Annotated in this window: 13 protein-coding genes and 1 tRNA gene; 8 read left to right on the plus strand and 6 right to left on the minus strand. The window is 69.0% G+C overall.

What is annotated here, in order from left to right; all coding sequences use genetic code 11:
- Positions 1 to 150: 150 nt before the first annotated feature.
- Complete coding sequence (locus ACKI2N_RS09100) at positions 151 to 1,803, minus strand: ABC transporter substrate-binding protein (protein ID WP_420993924.1); 1,653 nt, start codon at positions 1,801 to 1,803, stop codon at positions 151 to 153.
- 194 nt (positions 1,804 to 1,997) lie between these two features.
- On the opposite strand from ACKI2N_RS09100, the gene ACKI2N_RS09105 reads away from it, so the two are divergent.
- Positions 1,998 to 3,245 (plus strand): Zn-dependent hydrolase, encoded by a 1,248-nt coding sequence (locus ACKI2N_RS09105; protein WP_420993891.1) that lies wholly within the window; start codon positions 1,998 to 2,000, stop codon positions 3,243 to 3,245.
- A 28-nt stretch (positions 3,246 to 3,273) separates the two neighbouring features.
- Here the strand turns inward: ACKI2N_RS09105 and ACKI2N_RS09110 are convergent, their stop codons facing one another.
- Positions 3,274 to 4,086 (minus strand): IclR family transcriptional regulator, encoded by an 813-nt coding sequence (locus ACKI2N_RS09110; RefSeq protein WP_420993925.1) that lies wholly within the window; start codon positions 4,084 to 4,086, stop codon positions 3,274 to 3,276.
- Positions 4,087 to 4,528: 442 nt separating this feature from the next.
- Between ACKI2N_RS09110 and ACKI2N_RS09115 the strand changes: the two genes are divergently transcribed.
- From ACKI2N_RS09115 to ACKI2N_RS09140, 6 genes are all read left to right on the plus strand, one after another.
- Positions 4,529 to 5,236, plus strand: coding sequence for a GntR family transcriptional regulator (locus tag ACKI2N_RS09115; RefSeq protein WP_420993892.1), 708 nt, complete (start codon positions 4,529 to 4,531; stop codon positions 5,234 to 5,236).
- A gap of 44 nt (positions 5,237 to 5,280) precedes the next feature.
- Positions 5,281 to 5,958 (plus strand): DUF2848 domain-containing protein, encoded by a 678-nt coding sequence (locus ACKI2N_RS09120; RefSeq protein ID WP_420993893.1) that lies wholly within the window; start codon positions 5,281 to 5,283, stop codon positions 5,956 to 5,958.
- Positions 5,955 to 7,286: an amidase gene (locus ACKI2N_RS09125; protein ID WP_420993894.1), complete on the plus strand. Its 1,332-nt coding sequence runs from the start codon at positions 5,955 to 5,957 to the stop codon at positions 7,284 to 7,286. The genes ACKI2N_RS09120 and ACKI2N_RS09125 overlap by 4 nt, the downstream gene beginning before the upstream one ends.
- 111 nt (positions 7,287 to 7,397) lie before the next feature.
- A complete protein-coding gene (locus tag ACKI2N_RS09130) occupies positions 7,398 to 8,726 on the plus strand; it encodes an MFS transporter (protein WP_420993895.1) in 1,329 nt (442 codons plus the stop codon).
- 258 nt (positions 8,727 to 8,984) lie between these two features.
- Positions 8,985 to 9,071 (plus strand) — tRNA-Leu (locus ACKI2N_RS09135).
- Between the two features lie 241 nt (positions 9,072 to 9,312).
- Positions 9,313 to 9,732, plus strand: a complete 420-nt coding sequence (locus ACKI2N_RS09140; protein WP_420993896.1) for a hypothetical protein — start codon at positions 9,313 to 9,315, stop codon at positions 9,730 to 9,732.
- 89 nt (positions 9,733 to 9,821) lie between these two features.
- Here the strand turns inward: ACKI2N_RS09140 and ACKI2N_RS09145 are convergent, their stop codons facing one another.
- The 4 genes from ACKI2N_RS09145 to ACKI2N_RS09160 all read right to left on the minus strand — a co-directional run bounded on the left by ACKI2N_RS09145 (position 9,822) and on the right by ACKI2N_RS09160 (position 14,266).
- Positions 9,822 to 10,940 carry a hypothetical protein gene (locus ACKI2N_RS09145; RefSeq protein WP_426990778.1) on the minus strand — a complete coding sequence of 373 codons (1,119 nt, stop codon included), beginning with the start codon at positions 10,938 to 10,940 and terminating at the stop codon, positions 9,822 to 9,824.
- A 257-nt stretch (positions 10,941 to 11,197) separates the two neighbouring features.
- Positions 11,198 to 12,361 (minus strand): DNA polymerase IV, encoded by a 1,164-nt coding sequence (dinB, locus tag ACKI2N_RS09150; RefSeq protein ID WP_420993898.1) that lies wholly within the window; start codon positions 12,359 to 12,361, stop codon positions 11,198 to 11,200.
- 164 nt (positions 12,362 to 12,525) lie between these two features.
- Positions 12,526 to 13,017: a hypothetical protein gene (locus ACKI2N_RS09155; RefSeq protein WP_420993899.1), complete on the minus strand. Its 492-nt coding sequence runs from the start codon at positions 13,015 to 13,017 to the stop codon at positions 12,526 to 12,528.
- A gap of 391 nt (positions 13,018 to 13,408) precedes the next feature.
- Positions 13,409 to 14,266, minus strand: coding sequence for a 23S rRNA (adenine(2030)-N(6))-methyltransferase RlmJ (locus ACKI2N_RS09160; RefSeq protein ID WP_420993900.1), 858 nt, complete (start codon positions 14,264 to 14,266; stop codon positions 13,409 to 13,411).
- 190 nt (positions 14,267 to 14,456) lie between these two features.
- Between ACKI2N_RS09160 and mnmC the strand changes: the two genes are divergently transcribed.
- Positions 14,457 to 16,457 (plus strand): bifunctional tRNA (5-methylaminomethyl-2-thiouridine)(34)-methyltransferase MnmD/FAD-dependent 5-carboxymethylaminomethyl-2-thiouridine(34) oxidoreductase MnmC, encoded by a 2,001-nt coding sequence (gene mnmC, locus ACKI2N_RS09165; protein ID WP_420993901.1) that lies wholly within the window; start codon positions 14,457 to 14,459, stop codon positions 16,455 to 16,457.
- Positions 16,458 to 16,491: the final 34 nt, after the last annotated feature.

Genomic DNA, 16,491 nt, shown 5'->3' on the forward strand with positions numbered 1-16,491 from the left:
AAAACGAATGGGTGGGGCAAGGCAATGCAACTGCGGCAATTGCGGCAATTGCGCCGGCTGTCTCCCTTCTCGCGTGCGGGAGGGGAGACAGCCAGGGGCGGCCTGAGCGGCGCGGCGCATCTGTCCGTGCGCCTGCGCCGTCAATGCCGCTCAGTCCATCGACATGGTGGCCATGTCGATGAACCAGCTCTGCGGCTGCACCACGCCCTTGACCTTCTTCGAGATGGCGCGCGGGCCGACGTCATGCGCGATCAGCACGAACGGCGACTCTTCCACGATGCGCGCATGCAGCTTGGCCAGCGCCGCGTCGCGCGCCTTGTCGTCGAAGGAGGTGCGCGCGGTCTCGATCAGCTTGTCGAACTCGGGGTTGCCGAAGTAGCCCCAGTTGTTGGAGACCGGCGGCTGCGTCTTGGTGCTGACGAAGCGGACCATGGCGAAGAACGGGTCCATCGCCGCGAAGCTGACGTTGATGGCGTTGGCGCCGTGCGCGCTGGGGTCCTTGGCGCCGATGCGCCAGTTGGTAAACAGCGTGTTCCACTCGACCACGTCGAAGTCCACGTCGAAGAAGCACTCCTTCAGGTTCTGCTGCACGTACTCGTTCATCGGCAGCGGCTGCATCTGGCCGGAGCCCGAGGCCGACACCTGCACCTTGACCTTGACCGGCTTGGCGGCCGAGTAGCCGGCCTCGGTCATCAGCTTGCGCGCGGCGCTGGGATCGTACTTGATGTCGAACTTGGGATTGCCCCACCACGGGTTGCCGGGCTCGACGATGCCCTTGGCCTCGGCCATGTAGCCGCCCAGCAGCGTCTTCAGGCCGGAGCGGTTGACGCACAGGTTGGCCGCTTCGCGCACGCGCTTGTCGAGCCAGGGCGATCCCGGCGCGAACGACAGCTGCCACGGCCACATGTGCGGCTGCGCATTGGCGTAGACCTCGAAGCCGCGGCTCTTGATCTGCGCCACGGCGTCGGGCGCCGGCGCCTCGATCCAGTCCACCTGGCCGGACAGCAGCGCGGCGGTGCGCGCGTTGGCTTCCGGCATCGGCAGCATCACCACCTTGTCGATCTTGGGCACGCGCTTGGCGTCCCAGTACGCCGGGTTCTTCACCACTTCCAGGCGCTCGCGCGGCACGAAGCGGCTCATCTTGAACGGGCCGGTGCCCGAGGCGTCGGCGGCGAAGGCCACCCAGGCCTGCTTGCTGCGCTCGGCCGGATCGGTCACCGAGGCCGGCACCGCGGCCAGCTTCTTCTCCCACTGCGCGGGCGAGGCCATGAACAGGTTGCTGAGGTTGTAGGGCAGGAAGGAATCGGGCTCGGAGGTGACCAGTTCCACCGTGAGGTCGTCGATCTTCCTGGCCGAGCGCAGCGTCGGCATGCGCGAGGCGGTCACGCCGACCTGGCTGGGGTCGAACTGCCTGGCGGTCTTGTCGAGCACCTTGTTCACGTTCCACACCACGGCGTCGGCGTTGAACGCGGAGCCGTCGTGGAACTTGACGCCGGGACGCAGCTTGAAGACCCACTTGGTCTTGTCCTTGGCGTCCACCTTCCATTCCGTGGCCAGGTCGGCGATCAGCAGGCTCGGACCATTGGCCTTGGAGAGGTCCCACTGGGTCAGGCCGTCATACATCGGGATGCCGGTGAAGCGGTTGCCTTCGAAGCCCTGGTCGGGCTGGCCCAGCGTGCGCGGGATGTCGGCGGCGGTCATGCCGATGCGCAGCACCTTCTCGGCGTGGGCCACGCCGGGCAGCGCGAGCAGGGACAGCGAGGCGAGCGCGGCGAGCGCGGTGGTCGTGGCGACGGTTTTCAGGCTGGGTTTCGTGCTTCCGGCGGCGAGGGAAGAAAAAACGGTCACGGGCAGGACTCCTGGGTGGGGGAAGGGGAGACGACGGATTTCTCCAAGCAAGTCATGTGCCAGTACCCGGCCAGCCGGCCGCGCGCCCCGCGCATGGCCTGCTTTTTGCTGGCTTGTCCTTCCGTTTCCCAACCAACCGGCTTTCCGACATGGACCAGCAACACCTTCCCCGCATCAACGCAGACCGCCTGTGGCAGTCGCTGATGGAACTCGCACAGATCGGCGCGACGCCGAAGGGCGGCGTGTGCCGCATCGCCCTGACCGAACTGGACAAGCAGGGCCGCGACCTGGTCACGGGCTGGTGCCGCGAGGCGGGGCTGGCGGTGCGCACCGACGAAGTGGGCAACGTGTTCGCGCGGCGCGCCGGCAGCGATCCGGACGCGCCCGCCGTGGCCACCGGCAGCCATATCGACACCCAGCCCTCGGGCGGCAAGTTCGACGGCAACTTCGGCGTGCTGGCGGGCCTGGAGGTCATGCGCACGCTCAACGACCTCGGCATCGTCACGCGCGCGCCGCTGGAGCTGGCCTTCTGGACCAACGAGGAGGGCACCCGCTTCACGCCGGTGATGATGGGCTCGGGCGCCTTCGCGGGCGTGTTCGGGGCGGAGTTCGTGCGCGCCCAGCGCGACCTGGACGGCATCAGCGTGGGCGAGGCGCTCGAGCAGATCGGCTACCGTGGCGAGCACGCCGCGGGCGAGGTGCCGGGCGGCATGTTCGCGGCCTATTTCGAGGCGCACATCGAGCAGGGGCCGGTGCTGGAAGCCGCCGGGCTGCCGATCGGCGTGGTCTCGGGCGCGCTCGGCCAGCAGTGGTACGACGTGACCGTGACCGGGCAGGATGCCCATGCCGGCCCCACGCCGCTGGCGCTGCGCCACGACGCCATGCTGGCGGCCGCGCGCATGATCGAGGAGGTCAACCGCATCGCCGTGGGCGAGGCCCCGCATGGCCGCGGCACGGTCGGCTACGTGCAGGTGACGCCCAATTCCCGCAATGTGATCCCGGGCCGGGTGGACTTCTCGGTGGACTTCCGCAACCTCTCGCAGCCGGGGCTGGACCGCATGGATGCGGCCATGCGCGCGGCTTTCGCGCAGATCGCGCAGCACGGCGGCGTCGCGGTGGAGATCCGCCAGGTGGTGAAGTTCGAGCCCTGCGAGTTCGCGCCCGCCTGCGTGGACAGCGTGCGGCGCGCCGCCGCGGCGCTGGGGCTGCCGCACATGGACGTGGTCAGCGGCGCCGGCCACGACGCGGTCTACGTGGCCCAGCGCGCGCCCACCGGCATGATCTTCGTGCCCTGCAAGGACGGCATCAGCCACAACGAGCTGGAAGACGCGCTGCCCGAGCATATCGAGGCCGGCGCCAACGTGCTGCTGCAAGCCATGCTGGAGCACGCGCGGTAATCGGGCTTTCCCCTCGGTCCTCGCCCTCTCAGTGCGCGATGGAGCGGGAAATCGCCCGCGCGCACTCGATCACCATCGGCGCCAGCTTCTTCTGCGCCTCGGCCATGCTCCAGCGGCTGGCCGGCGGCGACACATGCACGGCGCCCACCGGCTGGCCCTGGCTGTTGACGATGGCCGCGCCGATGCCCATGTCGCCGAGGAACAGCTCCTCGTTGTTGCAGGCATAACCCACCTTGCGGCAGGCCGCCACGGTTTCGAAGATCGCCGCCACGTCGGTCAGCGTGGCCGGCGTGCGGGCCACGCGCGCCGAGCGCTCCAGCATGGCCATCACCTGTTCGTCCGGCAGCGTGCTGAGGTAGGCGCGGCCGCTGCTGGTGCAATACATGGGGATGCGCATGCCCACCGGGGTCAGGACCGGGATGTACTTCGACGTCATCAGCTGCGCCACGTAGACCATGTCCAGGCCGACCGGCTCGGTCAGGTTGGCGGTCTCGCCGCTGGCATTGGCAAGCTGCGACAGGTAAGGGCTGGCGGCCTGGATCAGGGCGTCGGCGGACAGGTAGTTGTAGCCGATTTCCATCACCTTGGGCGTCAGGCGGAAGCGCCGCGTCTGCGGGTGCTTGGCCACGTAGCCGAGCTTTTCCAGCGTGTGCACGGTGCGCTGCGCCGAACTCTTGGTCATGCCGGTAAGCCCGGCGAGCTCCGCCAGCGTGAGCGTGCGGTGGGCGGCGCTGAAGGCGCGCAGGACGTCCAGGCCCTTTTCGAGCGACTGGTTGAACAGCGGGTCGGCGCGGGTGGTGTCCTCGCCGCTTTCCGCTATCTCCGCCGTCTCCGCCGGCATGCCGCCGTCCTGGTATTCGATGTCCTGCCCGGTCATGTTTCCGCCTGTTCCCTCGGTTCGGTCGTCCGGTGTCCGGCACCATCGCTGGGATACCTTGCACCACGATGAATGCATATTGCACCAATATACGACTGAATCGATTATCGATTCATTAATGATGCGCCCATGATAAGAGGGCCGCGTTCTTTTGGGAATAGGGGGCGAAAGCATGGTGTTGCGCAGGGACCGGGACCGGGTGCGGCAGTTGGCCGGAAAGCCTTGTGCAGCAAGCCTTTCCGGTAAATTCGCGGCGGCCGGCGGGGCCGTCCGTGCCGGCCCGTTTTCCGCGGCCTGTCGCCAGGCACGCTGGGGGACCTAGCGTTTACCCCAATCCTCGTCGTGTTGACGCTCAGTGAAATATCAGTCTAGTATCACAACAACTTCAAGACCCACGGAACGCATCATGGCCAATCCGATCCGGCTAGTCGGCAGTGCAGGCGAGGCCGCCGCAGCAAGCGGCGGCCCGGGCCGCGCCGCCACCGGCGCCGCCCTGCGCGAACAGGCCTACGCCGAGATCAAGCGCCGCATCATCGCCTGCGAGTTCCGCCCGGGCGAGCCGCTCAACGAGGCCCAGGTCGCCGGCCTGCTCGGGCTGGGCCGCACCCCGGTCCACCAGGCGCTGCACCGGCTGGAAGTGGAAGGGCTGGTGTCGATCATGCCGCGCAAGGGCGTGCTGGTGACGCCGCTGTCGCTCAACGAAGTGCTCGACATGATCGAAGTGCGCGCCACCAACGAGGTCCTGTGCGCCACGCTTGCCGCCGAGCGCGGCCACGAGAGCGATTTCATGGCCATGCGCGAGATCGTCGGCCGCACGCCGGACCTGCTGGCGCGGCGCGACGTCGCCGGGCTGGCTTCGCTGGACCTCAAGTTCCATACCGCCATGTCGGCCGCGTCGCGCAACCGCGTGCTGGCCGACCTGCTGCGCAACCTGCACGAGAAGCAGGCGCGCTTCTGGTTCCTCTCGCTGTCCGACCCGCAGCACCTGGAGAACGTCTACCAGGAGCACCTGGAGATCATCGACGCGCTCGAGCGGCGCGACATCCCGGCCGTGCGCGAGGCCATCCGCGAACACATCGACGAATTCCGGAAGAACATCATCCGGACCATCTGAACCACCGACAGTTTTCTTCCGCCACAGGTAACAGGTAGTACGACATGCCGACACTGCAATTCCAGGTCGCCGGCGAGGGCGCGCTCGCCCTCGACATCCAGCGCCTCATCATCGCCGGCTGGACCGGCCGCGACGCCGACGCCGTCAATCATCACATCCGCGAGCTCGAGGAGATCGGCGTCAAGCCGCCCTCGACCGTGCCCTGCTTCTATCCGCTGGCGGCCTCGCTGCTGACCACCGACACGCTGCTGGAAGTGCCGCGCGCGGATTCCTCGGGCGAGATCGAGTTCGTGCTGCTGGCCGGCCGTGACGATCTCTACATCGGCGTCGGTTCCGACCATACCGACCGCAAGGTCGAGGCCTACGACGTCACCGTCTCCAAGCAGATGTGCGCCAAGCCGCTCGGCACCGGGCTGTGGCGCTTCGCCGACGTGGCGGACCACTGGGACCAGTTGCAGATGCGCTGCTGGCGCACCCGCGACGGCCAGCGCGCGCTGTACCAGGAGGGCCTGGTGACGCGCCTGCTCGACCCGCGCGACCTGATCCGGCGCCTGACCGGCGCAGACGCGCTGCCGCCCGGCACCGCCATGTTCTGCGGCACCCAGGCGGTGATCGGCGAGCTCGGCAGCGGCGAGGCCTTCGAGGTGGAGCTGCACGACCCGGTGCGCCAGCGCACCCTGCGCCATGCCTATCGCGTGGCCTGCCTGGCGGTGGCGCCATGAGCGGCGCGCACCCGACCATCGCCGCGCTCGCCGCCGACCTGGCCGCCGGGCGCACCACCAGCGTGGCGCTGACCGAACAGGCGCTGGCGCGCATCGAAGACCATCGCAGCCAGGGCGGCACCGCGTTCCTGGAAGTGGACGCGGCGGGCGCGCTGGCCGCCGCGCGCGCGGCCGACCAGGCGCGCGCCGCCGGGCTGGCGGCATCGCCGCTGGCGGGGCTGCCGGTCTCCATCAAGGACCTGTTCGACGTCAAGGGGCAGGTGACGCGGGCCGGATCGAAGGCGCTGGCCGGCGCGCCCGCCAGCGCCGACGCGGTGGCCGTGGCGCGCCTGCGCGCCGCCGGCGCGGTGCTGGTCGGGCGTACCAATATGAGCGAGTTCGCGTTCTCGGGGCTCGGCCTGAACCCGCACTACGGCACCCCGCGCACGCCGTTCGACGACGCCCGCATCGCCGGCGGCTCCACCTCGGGCGGCGCGGTCAGCGTGGCGCAGGGCATGGCGGTGGCCGCGCTCGGCACCGACACCGGCGGCTCCATCCGCATCCCGAGCGCGTTCTGCGGCCTGACCGGCTTCAAGCCCAGCGCGCGCCGCGTGCCGCTGGACGGCGGCGTGCCGCTGTCCACCTCGCTCGACTCGGCCGGCCCGCTGGCCCGCTCGGTGGCCTGCTGCGCCGCGCTCGACGCCATCCTCAGCGGCCAGACGCTCGACAGCCATCCCGCGCCGCTGGCCGGGCTGCGCCTGCTGGTCACGCGCGACTTCGTCTGCGACGGCCTCGAGGCGGAAGTCGCGCAGGCGTTCGAAGCCACGCTGGAAACGCTGTCGCGCCTGGGGGCGCGCATTGTGCCGTTCGATTTCCCCGACCTCAGGCGCCTGCCGGAGATCAACGCAGGCGGCGGCCTGACCGCGGCCGAAGCCTGGCACTGGCACAAGCAACTGCTGGGCGAGCGCGGTGGCGACTACGATCCGCGCGTGGCCATGCGCATCCGCCGCGGCGAAAAGCTCGGCGCCGCCGACTACCTCGACCTGCTGGCCGCGCGCCGCGCCATGCAGGCGCGGGCCGCCGGACTGCTGCGCGAGGCCGACGCCTGGCTGATGCCCACCGTGGCGGTGCGCCCGCCGCGGCTGGACGCGCTGGACAGCGACGAAGCCTTCTTCGCCACCAACGGCCTGGTGCTGCGCAATCCCAGCGTGGTCAACTTCCTCGACGGTTGCGCCGTCTCGCTGCCGCTGCCGGCGGCGCAGGGCATCGGCCTGGGCGTGTGCGGGCTCGGCGGCCACGACGCGCGCGTGCTGCAGGTGGCCGGCGCCATCGAAGCCGCGCTCCGCTGATTCGGCAACCCGGCAACCCAGCCCCAGTCAGCAATCCAGCCAGCCAGGAACGAACCGAGGGCCGCGCCGATGCAGCGCGGCCCCGCCATCCATATCCAAGGAGTTGTACCGATGACTACCGTGATGACCGGCGCCCCCGACACCCCCGACACCATACGGCACGCCGCGCCCAGCGCCGCCGAGCGCGACCATGCCTACCGCAAGATCGCGGTGCGGCTGATTCCCTTCCTCGTCTTCCTGTTCGTGCTGGCCTGGATCGACCGCGTCAACGTCGGTTTCGCCAAGCTGCAGATGCTGCAGGACCTGCAATTCAGCGAAGCCGTGTACGGTTTCGGCGCCGGCATCTTCTTCGTCGGCTACTTCCTGTTCGAAGTGCCGAGCAACCTGCTGCTGGAAAAGATCGGCGCGCGCCGCACGCTCGCGCGCATCACCATCCTGTGGGGCCTGGCGTCGATGGCGATGATCTTCGTCAAGACCCCCATGCAGTTCTACGCGCTGCGCTTCCTGCTCGGCATCTTCGAAGCCGGCTTCTTCCCGGGCGTGGTGCTCTATCTCACCTACTGGTTCCCCGCCCACCGCCGCGCCCGCATCAACGGCCTGTTCATGACCTCGTTCGCCATCGCCGGCGTGATCGGCGGCCCGCTGGCCGGCTTCATCATGAGCCGCATGGAAGGCGTCGAGGGCCTCGCCAACTGGCAATGGCTGTTCGTCATCGAAGGCATCCCGTCGGTGCTCGCCGGCATCGCCGTGCTCATGTTCCTGCCCGAGAAGCCGGCCAGCGCCGGCTGGCTGACCGCGGGCGAGCGCGACCTCGTCACCCGCGAGATCGAAGCCGAGAGCCGCGACCCCGCCAAGCACTCGTCGCTGCGCGATGCCTTCGCCAACGCCCGCGTCTGGATCTGCGCCGCGATCTACTTCTGCGTGGTCAGCGGCAACGCCACCATCGCCTTCTGGTCGCCGTCGATCATCAAGGAGCTCGGCGTGCAGGGCAACCTGCAGATCGGCCTGGTTTCCGCCATCCCGTTCATCGCCGGCACCATCGCCATGGTCTGGAACGGCATCCATTCCGACCGCACCGGCGAACGCCGCCTGCACTGTGCCCTGGCGACGCTGATGGCCGCCGCGGGCCTCGTGCTCACCGGCATGTGGCTGCATAGCGCCGTGCTTGCGCTGGTCGCGCTGACCATCGCCTCGGTCGGCATCCTCGCCGCCTTCCCGGTGTTCTGGTCGCTGCCGTCGGCCTTCCTGGCCGGCACCGCGGCCGCCGGCGGCATCGCCCTGATCAATTCCATCGGCAACCTGGCCGGCTTCGTCGCCCCGTACATGATCGGCTGGTTCAAGACCAGCACCGGCCAGCTCTCATCCGGCCTGTACTTCGTCGCCGCGCTGGAGGCCTGCGCCACCGTCCTGGTGCTGGCCTGCATCAAGGTCAAGCGCTGAAACCGGCGCCCGGCGCGCCCGCGCCGGGCGGCGGCGGGGAGGACTGGATTCCCCGCGCGCTTTGCGCTAGAATCCGCTGCCTCGTTGCGCTGCATGCGCAAAGTGCGCCGGCAGCACAGGAAACACAAGCCAGGCGGGCAGTCCAAGCCGCCTGTTTTGCTTTTTGCTTCTCTTTGCTTATGTGACTACACACTGTCCGGCCCGCCTGCACGCCAGCGAGCACAGCGGCCTCCCGCCAGGGATGCGCCCGCAGGGACTGCGAGGGTGGCGAAATTGGTAGACGCACCAGGTTTAGGTCCTGACGCCAGCAATGGTGTAGGGGTTCGAGTCCCCTCCCTCGCACCATTTCCAAGGCCTTTCCATTGCCGTGGAAATTCTGGAAATTCAAAGGCTTAGCGCCACCCACGGTGGCCGGCGTCTTTCCGCACCGTCCAATCCTTTCCCCCCGATCACCCGGCATCCGCCCAGGATTTGGTTCGGGGACGGAAGCACGGCTTGCGTGACTCGCCAACGATTGCGAAAATCGCGAGCGCATCTTGGACGATGCTGACGAACATGCGTCGCAAGACCGGCTCAAGAACAACTCATGAAAAAAATCACAGCGCTTTTCCTGGCGGTTACCGTCGCCGGCTGCGCGAGCTCGGCGGCGCCGAATTTCGTGAACGGAAGGTATTACATGGCGGGCGATTCCGTGTGCGAGCGATACAGGGTCCTTTCGCCAAGCCGGATAATGTGCTTTAACTCGGACGGTCAGGCCACCGGATACAGGGATGCCATGACCGATCAGCAGTTGCAGATGTATCAGTTCAACCAGCAGATGACTGCCCAGCAAATGCAGCAGTTCAATGCGCAATTGCAGCAGCAAAACCAGCAACTGCAGCAACAGCAGAATGCGTGGCTTCAGATGCCGCAATACGTGGCGCCGCAAGCCGCGCCGCTGACACCGCAAACCGGCAATCAGATACGTTGCATCAATACCGGGCCGGTTACTAACTGCCGATATTGATCGAGGTCGGACACGCGGTGACTGCGTCCACGGCGACTGCGCGGCGTCAGATCGTGCAGCCATGCGCAGATGTGCGCAGGCGTGTTTTCTCAGTGCATTCGCGCGGCCTCCGGCAGCCCTGCCGGCTCGTGCCGGAGTGGCGTTCCGGCATTCGCCCGCCTGACAAAATCCAGCCCGAACAGCACCATCGCGACGATCGTGCCGCCGCTGAGCAGCGAAAACACCGCCATCACGAGCATGCCCGGGCCGGCGCGCCGGTCGGGCAGGGTTGGCCCGGAGGCGAAATGCGCGTTGACGAGGTGCCGGGTCCGGAGCTCTTCGGCTATCAGGCCGACGTCGTTGAAGACTTCGCGGATGTCGTCGTCCTTCAGGTCGGCGCCGTCGAACACGTCTTTTTGCAGCGCCAGGTAGCCGGCCAGCATCGCCTTGCCGGACCTGGGCGGCGTGCCCAGGGCTTCCGCGCGCGCGAAGAAGGTTTCGCGCAGCGCGTTCTGGGCTGCGTCCCGCTCGAGCGAGGTGAGCTGCGTGCGCAGGTCGGTGATGGCGGATTCCGCGCCGATCAGCTGCGCTACCGGCGACAGGTATTTCGAACTGGCGGCATCGGATGAGAGCAGTTGCCTGGATTCCAGCCGGGCGGCGCCGGGATATCGGCCGGCGATGACCTTGAGGGACTTCAGCCGCTCGGTTTCCTGGCGGAGCTCGAGCCGTTTCGCAATGATCCGGTTGTCGATCTGCTGCTTCCTGGCCTTGAATTCCGCGGCCTTGGTGTGGACGATTTCGGTCAGTTCCTGGCGCAGCATCGTGTCCTTGAGGAAGTCGCCGAGGATTTCCACCCTGGCCGTCGCGTCGGCGGGCGAGGCGGCGGCAAAGGAGATGTTGAAGCCGAGGATGTCGGGGTCGAGCGGCGTCTTGGTGTTGTTGAGGTAGCCGAGCTCCGCCTTGGAGTAGGGCAGCACGGGCGTGACGTGCTTGCGCAGGAAATTTTCCTGCAGGGAGTGGGTCAGATACCGGCCGTTGGCGTCGGCTTCCAGTTTCTCGTTGAGGAGAAAGCGCTGCAGGGCGCTCTTGTCGGCGAACGCGGCGCGCTGGGCGTTGTACTCCGCCAGCTTCCGGCTCGCCCGGAGAAAGCCGTCGCTCTTGTAGCTCGCGCTGGCCAGGTACAGGGTCGAGAACAGGAGGAAAGCCACGGCCGGCGCGAAGATCGCCATCCGCTTCCAGTGCCGGCGCAGCCATTGCCACAGGGCGACGGCAGGGGGTGGCAGGGCAAGCGTGCTTTCCGGCGGTCTGGCTTCCGACATGGCGTCTCTCTGAATCGATGGATGAAATGCGCCGGTTGCGGGCCGGCTTACTAGAATCCATCAACACAGCGAGGCAATGGCGGCGAATTTTCCTAAGCGCAATACGGAATTCTCTCGATATTGCGTACTAGTCCGGACAGTCCGGAATTTGCCCGCCGGGCGCCCGGTCAGCCGGTTTCGTCGAACGGCAATTCCCCCTGTACCGGCAACGGCGCCAGATCGTTCTCCGCCGCCACCGTCAACGCACTGACGCGCACTCCCAGCAGCCGGATCCTGCGGTCCAGCGCGACCCGCTTCACGCATTCCGTGGCGGCCCGCCGCAGCAGCACGGCGTCGGCCGTGGGCTCGGGCAGGCTGAGGTCGCGCGTGACGGTCTGGAAGTCGTCGTAGCGCAGCTTGACACCGACCGTGCGGCCGACGTAGCCCTTGCGGCGCAGGTCTTCGGCCAGGCGCTGGCACAGGCCGGTGAAGATCCCGGAGAGGGCCTGGCGGTCCTGGCGCGGGTGGAGATCGCGCTCGAAGGTGGTTTCGCGGCTCATGGACTTGGGTTCCGAGCTGACCACGACGCTGCGCTCGTCGCGGCCCTGGGCGATTTCCGCGAGCCAGGCCGAGTAGCTGCGGCCGAAATGGCTTTGCAGCAGGCCAAGGTCGGCGTGGGCGAGGTCGCCGACGGTGGCGATGCCCAGGCCGGCGAGTTTCTCGGTGGCCTTGGGGCCGATGCCGTTGACCTTGCGCACGGGCAGGGGCCAGATGCGCAGGGGGATGTCCGCGGCGGTGAGCAGGGTAAGGCCGTCGGGCTTGTCGAGTTCGGAGCCGATCTTGGCGAGCAGCTTGTTGGGGGCGATGCAGATGGAGCAGCTCAGCCGGGTGGCTTCGCGCACCGCCTGCTTGATGCGCATGCCGAGTTCGGCCGGCTCGCCGGGCACGTCGCTGAGGTCGATGTAGATTTCGTCGATGCCGCGGTCTTCGATCTGGTCGGTGAAGGCGTGGACGGCGGCCTTGAACAGGCGGGAGTAGTGCCGGTAGGAGTCGAAGTCGGTGGGCAGCAGGATGGCGTCCGGCGCGAGCTGGGCGGCCTTCATCATGCCCATGGCCGAGAACACGCCGAGCGCGCGTGCCTCGTAGGTGGAGGTGGTGACCACGCCGCGCCCGGCGTAGTCGCGCAGGCGGGCGAAGCGCCGGGTGCCGTCCGGCAGCGTTTCGGGCGTGGCGTTGCGCCCGCCGCCGATCACCACGGCCTTGCCGCGCAACTCCGGGTATCGCAGGAGTTCGACGGAAGCGTAGAACGCGTCCATGTCAAGGTGGGCGATGCGGCGGATGGCGGATGGCATTGGCGGCGGGCTGGGATTGGCGACGCCTCTGTCCTGCCGTGGTGGGGGTAGGGCGCCTCGATGACTGTATGCATATACAGTATATCGGAGGATTCCGCATGCCTGATGGGAATCCTCCGAGGGCGGCCTTTATTTTGCCTCGCCGGGCAAAGCAGGTGCGGCGCTTACCGCAGCAGGAAGGCGATGTCGTCGACGCTGATCTGCGTTGCCGGCACGCCCCGGCGCTGCTGGAACAGGATGTGCTGCAGCACCTGGCGGCGCTGCGCGGCGAAGACGGCGAGGTCGATCGGCGAGCCGGTGCGGGCGTAGTGTTCGATCAGCAGCTTGTAGGCGCGATGGCGCATGCGCAGGGCTTCGCCGTCGGCGCGCAGCTTGCCGGCGTCGTCCGCGGCGGCCGGCCCGGCGGTGCGCAGCGCTTCGAGCGCATGGGCATGCAGTGCGCGGTAGCGGTCGAGTTCGGCCTGGGTGGTGCGCAGGCGTTCGCGCAGTTCGCGCACCTTGCGCTGCAGCCGCAGCGTCATGCCGACGCCGTGCTCGATCAGCGCGACGGTTTCCAGCGCGTGGCTGGCCGCCGCGATGGTGTTCTTCCAGATGCCCCGGTCGGACGTGTCGGCATCCGGGGCCCACCCGTTATGGGCTCCGCTCAGTGTTTTCATATGACCCTTGACCCTTGAACCGATTTCCGGCGGCCGGTCTTGTGATGCCCGGTCCGGTCCGGCAAGCAGGTGGCCGCGCCTGGCTGGCGGCCTGCCATGCTGATGCAGCCCCGTGCGTTCGGGTGCGTCCGGGTGCGCGCGGGATGTGCCGCCGTATTGCGGGCACGCCGGGTCTCGCAGCCTTGCGCCGGGGTTTTGGGGAATGATCCTACGGTCTTACCGGGCGCGGGCCAAGTAGAAGATGCTTAGATCTGGTTTTTCCCGCGCCTATGTCGTGTCATGTCTGGCCGTCCGTGTGGCTTGTCATCATGCTGACGCGAAACGCGGGGCCGGGTGGACACCATGACGGCGGCGCTCGGCCGGGGGACCAGGCCGGCGAGCGGGCGGCGACTCAGTTTTCCCGGGCCTCGAGCGTGAAGCCGGCGCCGGCGTCCTGGCCCAGCAGCGAGACCAGCGCCGGCATGGCCGCTTCCAGGTTTTCCTTGAGGCGCCACGGCGGGTTGACGACGAACATGCCGCTGCCGTGCAGGCCCAGGCCGCCGGCGACGGGCTGCTTGACCGTCAGGGTCACGTGCAGCCAGCTCTTGAGCGGCAGCTTCTTCAATTGCACCGGCAACTGCACCGACTCGCGGCGCTGCACCTGGGGATACCAGATCGCGTAGACGCCGGTGGCGAAGCGCTGCAGTCCGTCCTGCAGGGTCCGCACCACGCGCGCATAGTCCTGCTTGTCCTCGTAGGACGGGTCGACCAGCACCAGCGCGCGGCGCGGCGCGGGCGGCAGGATGGCGTTGATGCCGGTGAAGCCGTCGCCGTCGTACAGCATGACGCGGCGGCCGGCGCCGCGGAAGTTGTCGCGCAGCACCTGGATTTCCGTGGGGTGCATCTCGAACAGGCGCAGGCGGTCGGCGTCGCGCAGCATCTGCCAGGCCAGCCACGGCGAGCCCGGGTAGTGCTGCAGGCTGCCGTCCGGGTTGAGGGTGCGCACCTGCTCCAGGTAGTCCTCGAGCACGGTGGGCATGGGCCGCCTGGCGGCGGCGGCCTGCCACAGGCGGGCGATGCCCGTTTCAAACTCGCCTTTTTTCTGCGCGTATGCATGGTCCAGCGCATACAGCCCGGCGCCGGCATGCGTATCGATATACCAGAACGGCTTGTCCTTCTGTGTCAGCTGTTCCAGCAACTGGACCACGATGGCGTGTTTGAGGACATCGGCGTGGTTGCCGGCATGGAAGGCGTGACGATAGCTGAACATGACAAAGCGCAAGAAAAGCGCAAGAGAGGCGGCAGAAGGGCGCGCGAAGCCGGGCGGGGCGGGCTGCGGCGCAGGGCGCTATGCTACCATCGCCCGCGCTCGGGGCCGTCCGCCGGCCGTCAGTCGGCAGTTCGCCGCGCCGGCCGCCGTGCTCCGGATTTCCCTCATCCCAGACGTTCCTTCCCGTTCCATGTCCCGCGCCTTAGATCTCGCCGAGCCCGTCTTCTCCGATGCCGGGCCGCCCTATTCGACGCGCTATGGCGACGTCTACCACAGCGACGAAGGCGGGCTCGCGCAGGCTCGCCACGTTTTCCTCGGCGGCAACGACCTGCCGCAGGCGTGGGGCGGCCGCGACCAGTTCGTGATCCTGGAAACGGGCTTCGGCCTGGGCCTGAATTTCCTGGCGACGTGGCAAGCGTGGCGGGCCGATCCGCGGCGCTGCCGGCGCCTGCATTTCGTCTCCATCGAGAAGCATCCGTTTTCGCGCGAAGGCCTGGCCGTGGTTCACGCCAGGATGTCCGGCGCGGCGGAGCTGGCGCCGCTGGCGGCGCAATTGCAGCATGCCTGGCCGCTGGCGCTGCCGGGCATGCACCGGCTTGAGTTCGAGGGCGGCGCGGTGGTGCTGACGCTCGCCTTCGGCGATGTCGACACCATGCTGCCGCGGCTGGCGCTGGGTGCCGACGCGTTCTACCTGGACGGCTTTGCCCCCGAGCGCAATCCCGGAATGTGGCAGCCGCCGCTGATGAAGCGGCTGGCCCGGCTGGCCCGGCCCGAGGCCACGGTGGCGACGTTCGCCGCGGCCGGCCTGGTGCGCCGCGGCCTGCAGGCCGCGGGCTTCGAAGCGAAGCGCGCGACCGGCTACGGCAGCAAGTGGCACATGACGGTGGGGCGCTTTCCCGCCGAACGCGCCCGGCGCCGGCATCCGCCGCCGGTGCCCGCGGCCTGGCCCGAGCGCCACGCGATCGTGATCGGCGCCGGGCTGGCGGGCTGCGCGGTGACCGAGCGGCTGGCCGTGCGCGGCTGGCGCGTGAGCCTGTTCGACACGCACGACGGCCCGGCGCGGCAGACTTCGGCTCACCGCGCGGCGGCCATGCATCCGCACCTGTCGTCCGACGACAGCATCCTGTCGCGGCTGTCGCGCGCCGGCAATCTCGCGTCGCTGCGCTGCTGGGCGGGGCTCGCGGCGGCCGGGCACGCGCCGGGCTGGAACGAATGCGGCGTGCTGCAGATCGGCGCCGGCGAGGAAGACGCGCGCATCCAGCAGGCCGCGCTTGCCGCGCTCGGGTTTCCGGAGGCATTCGCGCGCTGGATGCCAGCCGCAGAGGCCGCGCGCGCGCACGGCGCGGCGGTGCCGCTGGGCGGGCTGTGGTTCGAGCAGGGCGGCTGGGCGGCGCCGCCCGATCTCTGCGGCGCGCAGCTGGCGCAGGCCGGCGCGGCGCTGACGGCGCGCTTCGGCTGCCGCGTGGCGCGGCTGGCGCGCGACGGCGACGGCTGGCAGGCGCTCGACGGAACCGGCGCGGTGCTGGCGCGGGCGCCGGTGGTGGTGCTCGCCAATGCGCATGAGGCGCTGCGGCTGCTGCCGCTGCGCCATATGACGATCGACCGGGTGCGCGGCCAACTGACCACGCTGGCGGCGGCGCAGGTCGACCAGCTCGGCGCCTGGCCCGATTGCGTGGTGACCGGCACCGGCTACCTGCTGCCGCGCGCCGGCGACGGCAGCGCGCGGGTCGGCTCCAGCTACGAACCGGCGGCGCCCGAGGGCGACGACCTGCGCGAGCGCGCCGACGTGCACGCCGAGAACCTGGCCAGGCTCGGCGCCTTGCTGCCCGGGCTGGCCGCTGCCGCGCGCCGGCTCGATCCCGCCGCGCTGCGCGGCTATGTCGGCGTGCGCAGCGTGTCGCACAACCGCCTGCCGCTGATCGGCCCCATCGCCGATGAGCAGCGGGCCGCACAGGACGCCCCGGCGCTGCGCGGCGCGCGCCTGCGCGACGTGCCGCGCCAGCCCGGCCTCTACGCCGCCCTTGCATATGGCTCGCGCGGCCTCACATGGGCCGCACTGGGGGCGGAACTGCTGGCCAGCCAGATCGAAGGCGAACCGCTGCCGCTCGAGCTGGAGCTGGCCGAGGCCATCGATCCGGCGCGGCTGCTGGTGCGCGCCCTGCGGCAGGGGCTGGCGGGCGGCGGCGGGTGATGGCGGAGAAGCCGCGGAGGTTCCTGCCGAAGCC

The organism is Cupriavidus sp. 30B13 (genome assembly GCF_049059565.2).
Lineage (GTDB): Bacteria > Pseudomonadota > Gammaproteobacteria > Burkholderiales > Burkholderiaceae > Cupriavidus.